This window comes from Geosporobacter subterraneus DSM 17957 (assembly GCF_900142145.1).
In the GTDB taxonomy this organism is placed as follows: Bacteria; Bacillota; Clostridia; order Peptostreptococcales; family Thermotaleaceae; genus Geosporobacter; species Geosporobacter subterraneus.
In genome coordinates, this window is sequence record NZ_FQZV01000051.1 from 14221 (window position 1) to 28601 (window position 14381).

Sequence of the window (14381 nt, forward strand, 5' to 3'; positions counted from 1 at the left end):
ATTGTCTATATATCTTATTCATCCTTTACTTATTTGGAAGATATGGTTCTATTACCACAGCATTTTCCTTTATCATTGCTAATTCTGGTACTATCGGTTTTATGGTATCATGGTCAGGGGATCTTGCTATGAACTCCGCAATACGAAGCTGTGTCGGCTGTAGGCAATATGCTACTACAAAAGCACGTTCATTGCCCGATGCTCCCGCATGGGCAAACCCCCTCATGGCACCCATCACCAATATATTTCCTTCTGCCACAATCTCAGCTCCAGGGTTTACGTCCCCAATAATCACTATATTTCCAGAATAATTTATTTTTTGCCCTGATCGGACTGTTGCTCTTAAAAACTTCGTATTGCCTTCTTCAATACCTTCAAACATTCTTTTTTCAATAGTCTTGATAGCATTATCCTCTTTCTTTTCAATGATTACCATACCATATGTGTTATGTATGATTTCTTTAATTTCATCTTTTTCATCTTCCGATAAAATTCTACCTATAAAATCTACTACTCTAGCTCCATTAAAAAAATGTTTGCTCGCTTCGATTTTATTGATCAATTGTTCCTTCAAGCTTTCAAAATCAACATTTTCATCGAAATGTATAACAATACCTTCTTTATTTCCTTTGAACTCTACACAACTGTTTCTAGGCATGCTGCTATGACCTCCAAAGAACGCTTAAATCTACATCAACTATATATTCTTCACAATACTGGCAAATCCTCTTTTTTTAATAAAAAAGTCATATTTGGAATAAGTGGTAAAAAAACTTACCCAAAAGTTATTGGGTAAGTGTATTCTTTAGATTAATCTTTTCGGTTGTTCCGTTTAAACCAAAATATTCTGCCATAATTTCTCTGGCAACCGGTGCCGCATATCCCCCGGAGCCACCTTGAAATATCATCGAAACTACTACGATTTGAGGATCATCATAAGGTGCAAAGGAAACAAGCCATGCAAAGTTATCATAATTATCCTTGAATTCATCCATTTTTGCATCCGTTACCCGATTGTTTGTAAGATCTTTGATTGCCTGACGCATAGCAATACCTAAATCCTTATACTTATCTCTATCTTCCTTCATAATTTCCTTGGCTCTTGCTTCAACCTGCTCGATTTTTAAGCCCGGCGCAATCCATCTCAGATATTTACGAAGATATTCTCCCTCATCCTTTGGCTGTATTTTTCCAGCTCTCTGTGCCGTACCTGTTTTTGCAGTTACTTCAATAGGAAACTTACCAAAAACACTTCTTGCAGTACCTTCTTCCCCTTGAGCGGCATCGCCCATTCCCCGCTTAATGTGCTCTAAATTTTTGTAATCCTTTAATGGTATTCTATTCTCTTCTTTCTGTAAGTCCTCTTCGAAAGTAAAATCATTCCCTACTTTCTTAACTACGCTAACCTCATTCAAATAGCCGCCATTCGCAAGAGCTGCAATAAAACGGGCCATCTGCAGAGGTGTATAAGCATGCTCTCCTTGGCCGATGGAAAGGTTAAAGGTATCTCCCTTTGTCCATTTTGCTTGGTTAAAATAACTGAACTTTGCAGTATCCGCAAGGGTTTCAATCTTTTCCTTTTTAACCCCTCCAAGTTCACTGACACGCTTGATCAGCTCTCCCCTGCCGGGGTTTTCCTCTGCCCAGCTAACGAGGGTCTCGATCTGTTTTTCTAAAGCCGCTCTATCTGCAACGGTTTCTGCAGTGAAGTATTCTTTTGCATTGGCTTGTACATGTCTTCTCAACATTGCTTTGATGCTGGCTGTCTTCTTTTGTGGATTAGGTGCTCCATATGCAGCTTCTGATATCTCTATTCCTGTTGAATCCCCTAACCCGAACATTCTAGTATATTCCAATAGCTTATTTACATTCATAGATATAGGAAGGGGTTGATTCCTAAAATGATCCCATCCTGTAGATACATTATAAAAGTAATAGTTACAGGAAACCTCCAAAGCCCGGTACAGGTCCACCCATCCATGCTTTGCTTTACTTCTGTTCCATAACCAACAACCAAAGCTTTTAGATCCAAGCTGAATAAAACCATTATCATACATTTTATAGCTAGGACTTAAACCCTGTTCAATAGCAGCAAGACCTGTTATCATCTTAAAGGTTGAACCAGGCTGAATGGATGCTCTTGTAGCAATATTATACAATGGCAGCGGTGATATGGGGTCTCTAGGGTTCTGATCCTGTAGAGCTTTCCAGTCTGCTGCAGATATCCCTGTAGCAAACAGATTTGGATTAAAAGAGGGATGATTGGCCAATGCCAGCACTTCACCAGTCTTTGCATCCAGGGCAACCACTGCTCCTGAAGCGGCATTCTTATATACTTTACTATATTTATAATCTCCCCACTTGCTTTCAAAGGTTCCGCCAACCTGAATCTGCTTCAAAGCATGCGCCAAGGCCTCTTCTGCTACCGCTTGCAGTTTGGCATCAATGGTTAGATATACATTTTGTCCTTTGACTGGTTTTTCTTCTCGCAGTACATTGATTAATCTTCCGTATACGTCTACTTCCACATACTTCGCGCCATCTTTTCCTTTTAGATTTTGCTCATAAACCTTTTCTATACCATCTTTTCCAATCAGATCATTTGGTTTATAGTTAAGTTCATTGATAAATTTTTCCTTTTCGCTATCGGAAATTTTACTTAAATATCCGATGATGTGAGATCCAAGATTATCATAGGGATATTGGCGAATAGGTTCCATTTCCACATTCACGCCAGGCAGTTCCATACTCATTTCCTCTATAGCCGCCACTGTATTATGAGATACATTTAATGCAATTTTTACCGGCTGGTATTGTCTATATCCCTGCTCCCTTAATTCATGTCTTAGGATAAGGATCTTGCGAGCATCTGCGTAGTTATAGGTATCAGGAATCTTAAATCTTTGCTTTAAGGCCATAAAACTTTCTTCAGCTGTTAAGTTAGTATCTAAGCTATACTTTTGCAAAAAGTTTTCCTTTTGCATTTCCGGTAGAAATTTCATTGTTTTGACCGATATAGGCGGATATATGCCATGTAGCTGCTGCATTTCTGCCTGGGCATCAAAAACGTCTAAATTGGGGTCGATCTCTAATCTTTCCCTTAAGATATTAAAAACTTCCTTTGCATCATTTGTATCATATATGCCTTGATCTTCAAGCCAGTCTTGTATCTCCCTATCATAGGTAAAATGGTACTGTCCATTTTCCTGAAAGATTGGAAAGTTGTCAATAGATTTTTCCCCATTTTTTTCCAATATCCTTAAGAGCTTTATGGCGATTTCATTGGTTTGCTCGTCTATAAGTTCATTTTTCATAATTTGAACTGTAAAGCTAGGCTTATTACCAGCTAACAACCTTCCGTAGCGATCACGGATTTCTCCTCTAGGCGCCGCGATAGGTATTTTTTTTATCCGAATATTATCAGCCATCTCCTTATATTTTTCACCTTCAACGATGGTAAGTGTAAACAGTCGAAGAAACAGTATTAGGATAAATACTGCAAAAAAAACAATCACCTGATTATATCGATCCCTTAATTTTTCTAACATATTGATCACCTTGTTTTGACCTTAATGTGCGGTAATTTAACAAATTCGTATAATTGTTTATAAATAAAGGGTGAGAGTACTGCATTGCAGATTGCCTCTATCAAAATTACACTTCTTAAAAGCAGTAAAAAATCTGTTCTTATTTGATAAATGTACATAAGTGAAAAAAACAGCAGATGATACAGGCCGGTGGCTATAGCCGTAAATAGCACAGGTGTCACTGGATTATCTTTAAATACTGCCTTTTCCAGCATTCCAATATTGTATCCTAATAGCATATAAATTAAGGTATTGGCACCAAAAACATTCCCCACAAAAATATCTTGCAGCAGGCCTGCAAAAAAACCTATCAAAGCACCTCTATTTTTCCCCCAAAGAATAGAAAAATGAACGACAATAATCAGTGCAGTATTTGGAACGATACCGAAAACTCTGAAGTGCTGTAATAGGGTGGACTGGATTAAGAAATTGGTAATTAAAATCATAGATACTGCAAAAACTCTCATGCCCATACTCCTTTTGCTATTCTCCTTGGGATATTAATACCATAACTTTATCAATCTTTTTAAAGTTTACTGCCGGTTCTACACTGATTGTTTTTAAAAGCTCGTCTTCTTTTTTGGATACTTCCTTAATCTCTCCAATCAAAATCCCCTTCGGATATATGCTAAGACCTGATGTAATAAGCTTATCCCCAACTACAACCTCCGCATGAGGGTCGATAAGATATCCAGAAAGGCTGGCTTTGACACTGCCGCGAATTACACCGATATATTCATTTTGTCTTAATATCTCGAAGCTGACAGAACTTTTATTATCGATTATGGTTATAACCTTAGACCAATTGTCCCCCACCTCATAAACCCTGCCTATAAGGCCACTACCGTTTATAACCGGGCTGTCTTTTTTTACGCCCTCCTTAGTTCCTACATTAATCGTAAAAATATTGAACCAGTTCCCTGTATCTTTCCCTGTTACACTGGCAGAAATATGCTGGAATCGATTTTCTTCGCTTACATAATTTAATGCACGAGACAGGTTTCTCAACTCTTCTAACTCATTTTGAGTTAACTGGAGTTCAATCAGTTGCTTAGTAAGCTGCTCATTCTCTTCACTTAATCTCTTATTATCCCTATCTATGCTGCGAAAAGCGAATATAGGTCTTATTGTATTCTCAATCAGCTGCCCGCCATTATATATTATACGCTGTACAGGAGTAACCATGCTGCCAAAAATGTTCTCAGGACCGCTGATTTTTACTCTTCCACCAATAGACATTCCCATCATAATAATGAGAATGATAGTAACAGCTGTTACTATCATCAATGCACCTTTCTTAAAAAGCACCTTCATCCCAACTCACCACTTTATCCCAATTTTCTTGGGGAAATGAGAACTCTTTTAAGAGTTTCTATTTCCTCGATCGTTTTACCTGTTCCTAGTGCTACACAATCCAGTGGTTCTTCTGCAATTTTTACTGGCATGCCAGTTTCTCTGCGAACTAAGCGATCCAGTCCATCTAACAGTGCACCACCGCCGGTAAGCATAATTCCAAATTCCATAATGTCAGAAGCTAATTCTGGAGGTGTTTTTTCTAAAGTATATTTAATTGCATCTACGATTGCATTTACTGGTTCATGCAATGCATCCATAATTTCGGCAGAGGATATCTCTAGAGTTTTTGGCAAGCCAGAAACCAAATCCCTACCTCTAATAGAAAGCTTATCTTCTTTCCCCTTTGGATAAGCGGAACCAATTTTCAGTTTTATCTCCTCAGCTGTTCTTTCTCCAATCATCAAGCTATATTCTTTCTTAATGTATTGAACGATTGCCTCATCCAACTCATCGCCACCGATTCTTATGGATTTGCTGGTAACGATACCCCCTAGAGAGATAATTGCAATTTCGGTAGTACCGCCACCAATATCTACTACCATACTGCCAGTTGGCTCTTCCACAGGTAGACCTGCACCAATCGCTGCTGCCATTGGTTCTTCAATTAAGTAAGCCTCTTTTGCACCTGCCTGTAGCGCGGCTTCCTCAACAGCCCTTTTTTCCACTTCAGTAACACCGGATGGCACTCCCACTACAACCCTAGGTTGAAAGAAGAGAGATTTTTTGGGATATGCTCTTCTGATAAAATATTTCAACATGCTTTGGGTTACATCAAAATCCGCTATAACTCCATCCTTTAGCGGTCTAATTGCAATTATGTTTCCAGGAGTTCTACCAATCATTTGTTTTGCTTCTTGTCCAACTGCCAGAACCTGTCTTGTATCCTCTTGTATTGCCACTACGGAAGGCTCACGAACAACAATTCCTCTTCCTCTTACATAAACCAGTGTATTAGCTGTTCCTAAATCTATTCCCATATCTTTTGAAAAAAACTGAAACATTCCCATGAATTTTGCTCCTTCCTAAATGTGCATTCATAATCTTATATAATAGAAAGCTCTTTTAAACTTTTATAACAACCATCACCAATAATAATATGGTCTAATACTTCAATGCCGATAATTGCGCCTGCTTCTATCAGCCTTTTGGTAATCGAAATATCCTCTTGGCTCGGTTGGGGATTTCCACTAGGATGATTGTGCAATAATATGATTGCTGCTGCACTTTTTTTAATTGCTCTCACAAATACTTCCCGAGGATGAACTAAAGATGCGTTAAGATTTCCAATAGAAATCACTTCAGTAGCTATAATAACGTTTTTGGTATTCATTAAAAGAATTTTGAAATACTCTTTTTTATAATAGCGCATCTCCTCCATAAACATATTGGCCACGTCTCTTGGTGAAGTAATCTGACTGCTTTGAAGCGGTGCCGATTTGGCTATTCTACGACCTATTTCTATAGCTGATACAATCTGACAGGCTTTTGTTGTTCCAATACCTTTAATTTTACTGAGCTCTTGTACAGTGCAGTCCGCAAGGTATTTTATACCTTCTTGATCCATTGCTAAAATTCGCTGGGCCAACTCAATGGCTGAAACATCCTTTGTACCTGTCCTTATCAATATGGCTAATAGCTCTGCATTTGACAAAGAAGAAGCGCCATTTTGAACCAGTTTTTCTCTAGGTCTCTCACTTTCAGCCATTGTTTTTATAAGAATGGGTTGGTCTGGCTTTACCATCATCAGTCACCTGCCTCGATAAAGAAGAAAATTGACTTCCGTCAATTATTGTTTCTCTATAGGGATATCATTTTCTTCAAAGGATACCTCTACGTTATGGCACCCTCCATTGTCATGTTAAGCATCGGTTGGCAATCTTACATAAGCTCGATGCCAAAATGCCTTCTTAAAATATCCTCTAGCTTTGATATAGGGAGGCCTACTACATTAAAGTAGTCGCCTTTAATCCAATCAATTAGCAGTGCACCCTTGCCTTGTATCGCATAAGAACCTGCCTTATCCCATACTTCCCCTGATTCGATATACTTTTTGATTCTCACAGGTTCAAGGTTTTTGAGTTTAACCTTCGTACTTTCAAAATCAACGATTTTAATATTAGTCGACTTCTGAGCAACTGCTATACCAGTAATTACCACGTGTATATCGTTATTCAGAAGGCTCAGCATGCGGTAGGCATCCTCATAACTTACAGGCTTGCCAAGAATCTCATTTTTGTAAACTACTGTATCTGCTGCAATTACAATATCATCGGCTTCGCAATGCTCCATTACCTTTAACGCTTTTTCAAATGCTAAAGCCATTGCAATTTGTCTGGCCTCTTCTCCTTCGTGGATGACTTCTTCTACTTTAGCAGGAATTATATCAAAATCAATATTGAAGTTTTCTAGGATTTCTTTTCTTCTAGGCGAAGCAGAAGCCAATACTATTTTATTCAACACAGTCACCTACAATCTCGTAAATATAAATATAGCAAGAATTAAACCAATGACACCTGCAAGATTTAAGTGAAGCATAAATCCAAAAGTAAGCTTAATAATACTTAAGTCTAAAGTAAAGGGCTGCAAGCCAACTGACTTTCCATAGTTTAGTATAGGCACAGTCTGTCTAAAAACTTCACCTAATACGCCGCCAACGACCGCCCCCACAGTCAGAAGAATAACTAATAGAATCGGATTTGCACCTTTTACTCTCATAATCTGTCAAGCCTCCTAGGATAGATTAGTATAATGAGACGAATCCTGCTGATTCGAAAGGATATTCTTAAGATGTTTCGTCACATATATAGAAGCCAGACCAACAAAATAACCAGTAAAAAGGCTAACCAATATCATGATCGGCAGATAGGTAAAGATAAGGGGATTATGAATCATAATGCTTGCAACTGTAAGCTGTGCAATATTATGAGCCATGGACCCAAATATGCTTACACCGATCAAACTAAAAAAGCTGGAACAATACTTGTATACAACCCACATGATCGCTGTACTAAAAAGGGCACCAGAAATGCTGTAAAAGAAACCGGTGACAGCACCTGTTCCTAAGGTAGCAACAATACATCTTGTGATTGCAACAACAATCGCAGATTTAAATCCAAATAAAACCAGCGTAATTAAATTTACAATATTGGCAAGTCCCAGTTTGGCTCCCGGTACAATAAAAGGGACGGGAATCGACGACTCAATAATGTGAAGACATATTCCTGTTGCTACAATTAATGATAAAAACAAAATTTTACGTATCTTCATAGCGTCCCCCCTAATAGCTAATAATATCTATATCATCCTCTTTTCCACCAATTAACTTGATAGAAACCCTATTAGGAAGACAAATGCTTATCTGGTTTGCCCTAGAAAGCCACCCGGTTTTAACACATAACTGATCCCTACAGTCAGCTTCTTTAATTCTTACCCGATTTCCTTCTACCTCGATGAGGTTGATCCCCGCTGGAGTTTCAACCGTAATTAATTGATTTTTTGGGGACCCTCCCAAAGAGATCGTTTTATAAGGTTTTCCATCTACTTCAATAGCTAAATAGAGATTGTCACTGTTTGTAGAAATGGATTTAACATAAAACATCCCTAATGTACTCAAAAATACTACTGTAATAATCAATAGCTTATCCCATTTAGTCAACCTTATCATCTCACAATGTCATATTAATAATTTTACCAAATTCTACATAAAATATAACTGTTCATCAGCAGTCTTTATCACACAAAATGCAGTTTTTATCAATTCTAAACCCAGTTTAAGTTTAACATTTTGAAATTCTCATTACAAGTAGTATTTTTTTCATATGATTTCCAAATCCAAAAAAGAAGGGAACGAATCTTTTTAGACCGTTCCCCCTATATGGCTTATGACATCTTAATTGTTTTCTTAGGGCATTTTTTCTCGCAAACACCACAGCCGATACATTTTTCGCTATTTACCTTGTGAACCTGCTTAAGTTCTCCCTCAATGGCGTTCACAGGGCATTGTTTTTTACAAATGGTACATCCTATACAGTTTTCAGCAATGATTTCTGCTTTTCTTCTTTTTTCAAAATTTGCATAAATTGCCTTTGTAGGACACTTTTCTGCACAGATCATACAATTCGTACATTTTTCATAATTGATCTTAGCCAGATTGTTTGAAAATTCCATAGCGTCAAAAGGACAGGCCTTTACACAAATCTGACAAGCAATACAGCCAACGCTGCACTTTTGTCGAACAGCCTTACCGGTTTCTTCGTTATTGCAATCTACTACTACATCTTGTTCATAAGGTGTAAAGTGGATAACTTGTTTAGGACACACTTCAATACATTTTCCGCATGCAGTACATCTTTCAGGAATGATTCTTGCAACCTTACCATCTGTAATCTCGATAGCGTCAAATTGACAGGCCTTTACACAAGTTCCAAGTCCAAGACATCCATATGCACAGCTTTTACTGCCTCCTGCAATCATTGCTGCGGCTTTACAATCCTGAATTCCAAAATAGTTAAATTTCTCTTTGCAGTTATTACTATCCCCATTGCAGATTACTCGAGCTACTTTTTTAGCAGTGTCTCCTGCATCTACACCCATAATTTCTGCAATTTTTTGTGCACACTCAGGACCTCCAACCGGACATCCGTTAACCGGTGCATTCCCTGCTACAACACCGTTTGCAAATCCATCACAGCCCGGATAGCCGCAACCGCCGCAATTAGCGCCTGGCAGAGCATCTCTAACTGCTACTACCCTAGGATCCACTTCCACTGCAAACTTTTGAGAAGCGAAAGCTAAGCCGGCTCCAAATAAAAGTCCCATTCCTCCCAAGCTTACAATCGGAAGGACAATTGCTGATATATCCATATCATCTTACCCCCTTCTACACGAGTCCTGCAAAGCCCAGGAATGCGATTGACATTAATCCAGCAGTAATCAATGCGATGGGAAATCCTTTAAAAACCTGAGGTACGTCGGCTATTTCAAGTCTCTCCCTTATACCTGCAAACAATACAATAGCTAGTGAAAATCCAATAGAAGCACCGATAGCATTTACAATTGTTTCAATCAAATTGTATTCAAACTGAATGTTTAATAAAGTTAGGCCCAGCACCGCACAGTTTGTTGTAATCAATGGTAGATATACGCCTAAGGCTTGGTATAACGTTGGACTGACTTTTTGAATCACCATCTCTACAAACTGCACTAAGGACGCTATAACCAAAATAAAAGCAATGGTCTGTAAATAGGCTAAACCCATTGGATCCAATACAAATATTTGTACGATGTATGTGATGATGGATGCCAAGGTCATTACAAAGGTTACGGCCATCCCCATCCCTAAAGCTGTCTCAACTTGTCTTGAAACACCCAGAAATGGACAAATTCCAAGGAATCTAGATAAAACATAGTTATTTACCAGAATAGCACTGACTAGTATAACAAAAAGTCCTCCTACTGACATTGTTTACCCCCCTTAATATTGATTCGCTTTCTTAGACGAAGCCCAATTATATAATGCTAATAATAATCCTAATGCAAGGAAGGCTCCCGGCGGAAGAATCATGATTAAAGCGGGCTGAAAAGAAGCTCCTAGCAGATTTACTCCAAAAATAGAACCAGCTCCAAGCAATTCACGCACAGCGCCAAGGAGGGCAAGGGATAAAGTAAAACCGAGACCCATTCCGATGCCATCTACGGAAGATTGAACAATAGAGTTTTTTGAAGCAAAAGCCTCTGCTCTTGCTAAGATAATACAGTTAACAACAATTAATGGAATAAATAACCCCAAGGCCTTGTCTAGAGCAGGTACAAATGCCTTCATAAGCAACCCTACAACGGTTACAAAAGTAGCAATTACCACAATAAAGGCAGGTATACGAATTTTACTTGGAATAAATTTTCTCAATAATGAGATTACAACATTAGAGCCCAGCAGTACTGCTGTAGTAGCAAGGCCCATTCCTACTCCATTAACAGCTGATGTTGTTACAGCCAGTGTTGGACACATACCTAATACTTGAATAAAAGTCGGGTTCTCGTGTAGAATACCCTTCATAAATGTTCTTCCCAAGCTCATAAGCCCACCTCCTATTTCAATTTCTCATTGAACAATCGAATTGCTAAATTGACACTGTTGGTGACTGCACGGGAACTGATGGTAGCTCCTGCAATAGATTGTACCTCGTTATCCTTTGGAACCCCTGATTTAATGACAACCAATTCAGTATTTACCGTTTTACCGCTGTACTGTCCTTTAAAGGATTCGTCAGCAGCCTTAGCTCCTAAACCCGGTGTTTCCGTGTGATTTCCTACACTAACACCATGTACAATCCCATCTAACCCAATACCAATCATTACTTCGATTGGGCCGCCATACCCGCTGGAGTTTGCCTTGATCGTATAGCCGACAGGTGAGCCATTTTTCATACCTTTGTAGACTTCCAAAACATTATCATAACCCTCAAATACATCTGCAGGGAGTGCGTCGAATTCTACAGCATCTGGAAGTACACTTTGACGGGCCAAGACGTTGGCTTGCATGATTTGATTTTCTATAGGCGCCTTAGTTACCGCATTGGTGTAGCCTAAAACAGCAGCAGCAACAGTCGTAATAATCAGAAGAATTAGTCCCAATTTAATGATTTCCCGCATGCTATTTCACCTCCCCGAATACCCTTGGCCTGGAATACTTATCTATTAATGGGGCAGCTACGTTCATTAACAATATTGAATAGGAAACCCCTTCTGGATAACCGCCGTAAAGTCTTATGATACTTGTGAAAATACCACAGCCTAGAGCAAAAATAATCTGCCCTTTCGGTGTTACCGGTGAAGATGAATAATCCGTTGCCATATAGATAGCCCCCAGCATTAAACCTCCGGCCAATAACTGATAAATCATATAATCGAACTTAAATCCACCCAGTACAAAAGTCAATATTGCTACAGTACCTACATATACCACTGGAATACGTGGCGTTATAACACCTCTGTAAACAAGATATATTCCCCCTAAGATTAATAAAACAGCAGAGGTTTCCCCAATACAGCCACCAACATTACCGATGAAAAGGTTGAATAATGAAGGAAGGCTTTGTTCAGAGGCTTCCATACCTCCTATTAACGCTAGGGGTGTTGCTGTACTTACAGCATCAGGACCTGGTTTTACCCAGTTGGTCATCTGCACAGGCCATGAAGCTAAAAGCATGGCACGTGCTGCTAAAGCCGGGTTCATAAAATTATGGCCTAATCCACCGAAGGCATGCTTTACAATTGCTATTGCGAATATTGAACCTACAGCTGGCATCCACCATGGTGCAGTCGCTGGTATATTAAACGCTAATAATAAACCCGTTACAACAGCACTCCAATCATTTACCGAAATCGGCTGATTTCTTATCTTTTGGATCGCTGCCTCTGTGGCAACCGCAGCGATTACTGCAGATAGAATAACTGTTACTGCTCCCATACCAAAGAAATAAATTCCTGCTAATGTAGCAGGTAATAATGCAATGACTACATCTCTCATGATTACATTTATAGCTTCATCTGAACGCAGATGAGGTGATGATGATACGATTAACCGATTCTGCATTGTAATCCCTCCCCCTTACTTCGTCTTTCTTTTCTTAGCGATAATCTCACGCTTCGTTACCCTTATAGACTGTAGTAAAGGCCTTTTTGAAGGGCAAATAAAAGAACAAGAGCCACATTCAATACAATCTAGGGCATTGTACTTCTCTGCTGTTTCATGCATATTTTGCAATGCATAGGCGCTAATAAACAAAGGTTGAATAAATGCAGGACAAATCTCTACACACTTACCACATCGTATACAGGGCTTCGGTTCAGGAAGTCTCGCTTCATCAGGTGTTAATACAAGAATTCCAGATGTCCCTTTTATAGCAGGTATTTCATCTGTATATTGGGCTAGTCCCATCATTGGTCCTCCCATAATTAGCTTACCGGGGGTTCCGCTGTATCCTCCGCACTGATCAATCAATTCTCTAAAAGAAGTACCTATTTTGATCAGTAGATTTTTAGGCTCTTTTATACCTTTTCCAGTAATTGTAGCTATTCGTTCTATCAATGGCATCCCTGTTTTTATAGCATTGCTGATTGCAGCGGCTGTACCTACGTTATTTACAACTACCCCTACATCCATAGGCAGTCCGCCGGAAGGTACTTCACGCTTTGTACAGGCATAGATCAATTGTTTTTCAGCACCCTGAGGATACTTTGTATGCAGTCCGACAATTTGGATCTGATCATCCTTTTCTACTGCTTTTTTCATGGAATCAATGGCATCTTTTTTATTATCCTCAATTCCGATGAATGCCTTACTTACACCTAGGACTTTCATCATTGCCCTTAAGCCGTAGATCACTTCTTCAGGACTCTCAAGCATCAGCCTATGGTCTGCTGTTAAAAAGGGCTCACATTCTGCACCGTTTAATATGATTGTATCAATCTTCTTTTCCGGAGGAGGTGATAACTTTACATGGGTTGGAAATGCCGCACCACCTAAGCCTACAATCCCTGCCTCTTTAATAATGTTTAATATTTCCTTACCCGTAAGTGACTCGATGCTTCCCTTAGGTACTACACTCTCATGGGTTGTATTCAAACCATCAGATTCAATAACAACGCACATTGCATCACCTGTTGGTGTCAACATTCTTGCTATCTGTTTCACTTCACCGGAAACGCTGCTGTGAACCGGCGAGGATACAAAACCACTAGCATCCCCGATTTTTTCCCCTACTTTTACCCTATCTCCTACTTTTACCAAAGGTTCGCAAGGAGCACCAATATGTTGTTGTAGAGGTATGGTTACTACTTTCGGTTCTACTGCCCTTTCAACTGCAATTCTAGCCGTTGCTTCCTTAAAATGCGGTGGATGTACACCACCTCGAAAGGAAAGGAAACTCATTAACATTCACCCCTTATTATAAAAATATAGTATAAAGAATTCAAAATTTATTAGACAATACTAATATTAATTATAAAGTAAAACGTTTTTCCTGTATACAGTATTATCTATCACAAATGAAAATTTCTTATACTTATTTTATTATTTACTTAATACATAAGCCTGAATTATTCATGAAGATCTAAAAAATGAATTTAGACCCTCAAAATTGAGTTTTATCAGTTTTAAAAATCTATATAAAGGAAAAAGTTCCTAAAAAAGGGTAGACTTATCCCGTAATAGTTGTTTTTGGGTTGTTTTTGCCGTTTTGAAATTGCCAAGGTTCACTGTTTTTGCTATTCAAACTTTGGGAGTCGCCTTATGTTTTCAAAGGTTTCGTAGAATTCCTCTTTATATGGGCAGCTGCTACAAAGTTTGAATGTAATATATCTTGCTGATCGGATTATCTTTGATGCAATCTTGATCAACTTTAAGCGGATGGTATCGATCTGCATTTTCCTCATACT

General features: G+C 38.8%; 17 protein-coding genes. All 17 read right to left on the reverse strand.

Annotation, left to right across the window (positions count from 1 at the left end; all coding sequences use genetic code 11):
* Positions 1-25: 25 nt before the first annotated feature.
* Positions 26-658, reverse strand: coding sequence for a septum site-determining protein MinC (gene minC / locus BUB56_RS15480; RefSeq protein WP_110942190.1), 633 nt, complete (start codon positions 656-658; stop codon positions 26-28).
* A gap of 127 nt (positions 659-785) precedes the next feature.
* Positions 786-3548, reverse strand: a complete 2763-nt coding sequence (locus tag BUB56_RS15485; RefSeq protein WP_110942191.1) for a penicillin-binding transpeptidase domain-containing protein — start codon at positions 3546-3548, stop codon at positions 786-788.
* A 5-nt stretch (positions 3549-3553) separates the two neighbouring features.
* On the reverse strand, positions 3554-4054 hold the full coding sequence (mreD, locus tag BUB56_RS15490; protein WP_190014591.1) for a rod shape-determining protein MreD: 501 nt from the start codon (positions 4052-4054) through the stop codon (positions 3554-3556).
* Between the two features lie 16 nt (positions 4055-4070).
* Complete coding sequence (gene mreC, locus BUB56_RS15495) at positions 4071-4901, reverse strand: rod shape-determining protein MreC (protein WP_110942193.1); 831 nt, start codon at positions 4899-4901, stop codon at positions 4071-4073.
* Positions 4902-4915: 14 nt separating this feature from the next.
* The gene (locus BUB56_RS15500; RefSeq protein WP_110942194.1) at positions 4916-5950 is read right to left on the reverse strand and encodes a rod shape-determining protein; all 1035 of its coding nucleotides are present in this window, start codon (positions 5948-5950) and stop codon (positions 4916-4918) included.
* Between the two features lie 35 nt (positions 5951-5985).
* Entirely contained in the window at positions 5986-6687 is a 702-nt protein-coding gene (gene radC, locus BUB56_RS15505; RefSeq protein ID WP_330392668.1) for a RadC family protein, read from the reverse strand.
* Positions 6688-6821: 134 nt separating this feature from the next.
* Positions 6822-7400 (reverse strand): Maf family protein, encoded by a 579-nt coding sequence (locus BUB56_RS15510; RefSeq protein WP_110942195.1) that lies wholly within the window; start codon positions 7398-7400, stop codon positions 6822-6824.
* Positions 7401-7409: 9 nt separating this feature from the next.
* Entirely contained in the window at positions 7410-7658 is a 249-nt protein-coding gene (locus BUB56_RS15515) for a DUF4321 domain-containing protein (RefSeq protein ID WP_110942196.1), read from the reverse strand.
* A gap of 15 nt (positions 7659-7673) precedes the next feature.
* Positions 7674-8210: a Gx transporter family protein gene (locus tag BUB56_RS15520; RefSeq protein ID WP_110942197.1), complete on the reverse strand. Its 537-nt coding sequence runs from the start codon at positions 8208-8210 to the stop codon at positions 7674-7676.
* A gap of 10 nt (positions 8211-8220) precedes the next feature.
* Complete coding sequence (locus BUB56_RS15525) at positions 8221-8598, reverse strand: NusG domain II-containing protein (RefSeq protein ID WP_190014593.1); 378 nt, start codon at positions 8596-8598, stop codon at positions 8221-8223.
* 224 nt (positions 8599-8822) lie between these two features.
* Complete coding sequence (locus BUB56_RS15530; protein WP_110942199.1) at positions 8823-9806, reverse strand: RnfABCDGE type electron transport complex subunit B; 984 nt, start codon at positions 9804-9806, stop codon at positions 8823-8825.
* 16 nt (positions 9807-9822) lie between these two features.
* Positions 9823-10404, reverse strand: a complete 582-nt coding sequence (rsxA, locus tag BUB56_RS15535) for an electron transport complex subunit RsxA (protein ID WP_110942200.1) — start codon at positions 10402-10404, stop codon at positions 9823-9825.
* Between the two features lie 12 nt (positions 10405-10416).
* Complete coding sequence (gene rsxE, locus BUB56_RS15540; protein ID WP_110942201.1) at positions 10417-11019, reverse strand: electron transport complex subunit RsxE; 603 nt, start codon at positions 11017-11019, stop codon at positions 10417-10419.
* Between the two features lie 11 nt (positions 11020-11030).
* Positions 11031-11594 (reverse strand): RnfABCDGE type electron transport complex subunit G, encoded by a 564-nt coding sequence (locus tag BUB56_RS15545; RefSeq protein ID WP_110942202.1) that lies wholly within the window; start codon positions 11592-11594, stop codon positions 11031-11033.
* A gap of 1 nt (position 11595) precedes the next feature.
* Positions 11596-12537, reverse strand: coding sequence for an RnfABCDGE type electron transport complex subunit D (locus BUB56_RS15550; protein ID WP_110942203.1), 942 nt, complete (start codon positions 12535-12537; stop codon positions 11596-11598).
* Positions 12538-12552: 15 nt separating this feature from the next.
* Positions 12553-13875, reverse strand: coding sequence for an electron transport complex subunit RsxC (gene rsxC, locus BUB56_RS15555; protein ID WP_110942204.1), 1323 nt, complete (start codon positions 13873-13875; stop codon positions 12553-12555).
* Between the two features lie 335 nt (positions 13876-14210).
* The coding region (locus BUB56_RS15560; RefSeq protein ID WP_190014595.1) for a transposase at positions 14211-14381 on the reverse strand (171 nt) is incomplete at its 5' end.

Coding starts and splice junctions, on each gene's coding strand:
- rsxA (WP_110942200.1), bottom strand. CDS start 10,404: ATGTCAGTAGGAGGACTTTTTGTTATACTAGTCAGTGCTATTCTGGTA.
- BUB56_RS15485 (WP_110942191.1), bottom strand. CDS start 3,548: ATGTTAGAAAAATTAAGGGATCGATATAATCAGGTGATTGTTTTTTTT.
- rsxE (WP_110942201.1), bottom strand. CDS start 11,019: ATGAGCTTGGGAAGAACATTTATGAAGGGTATTCTACACGAGAACCCG.
- BUB56_RS15530 (WP_110942199.1), bottom strand. CDS start 9,806: ATGGATATATCAGCAATTGTCCTTCCGATTGTAAGCTTGGGAGGAATG.
- radC (WP_330392668.1), bottom strand. CDS start 6,687: ATGATGGTAAAGCCAGACCAACCCATTCTTATAAAAACAATGGCTGAA.
- BUB56_RS15515 (WP_110942196.1), bottom strand. CDS start 7,658: ATGAGAGTAAAAGGTGCAAATCCGATTCTATTAGTTATTCTTCTGACT.
- BUB56_RS15520 (WP_110942197.1), bottom strand. CDS start 8,210: ATGAAGATACGTAAAATTTTGTTTTTATCATTAATTGTAGCAACAGGA.
- BUB56_RS15550 (WP_110942203.1), bottom strand. CDS start 12,537: ATGCAGAATCGGTTAATCGTATCATCATCACCTCATCTGCGTTCAGAT.
- mreC (WP_110942193.1), bottom strand. CDS start 4,901: ATGAAGGTGCTTTTTAAGAAAGGTGCATTGATGATAGTAACAGCTGTT.
- BUB56_RS15500 (WP_110942194.1), bottom strand. CDS start 5,950: ATGGGAATGTTTCAGTTTTTTTCAAAAGATATGGGAATAGATTTAGGA.
- rsxC (WP_110942204.1), bottom strand. CDS start 13,875: ATGAGTTTCCTTTCCTTTCGAGGTGGTGTACATCCACCGCATTTTAAG.
- minC (WP_110942190.1), bottom strand. CDS start 658: ATGCCTAGAAACAGTTGTGTAGAGTTCAAAGGAAATAAAGAAGGTATT.
- mreD (WP_190014591.1), bottom strand. CDS start 4,054: ATGAGAGTTTTTGCAGTATCTATGATTTTAATTACCAATTTCTTAATC.
- BUB56_RS15545 (WP_110942202.1), bottom strand. CDS start 11,594: ATGCGGGAAATCATTAAATTGGGACTAATTCTTCTGATTATTACGACT.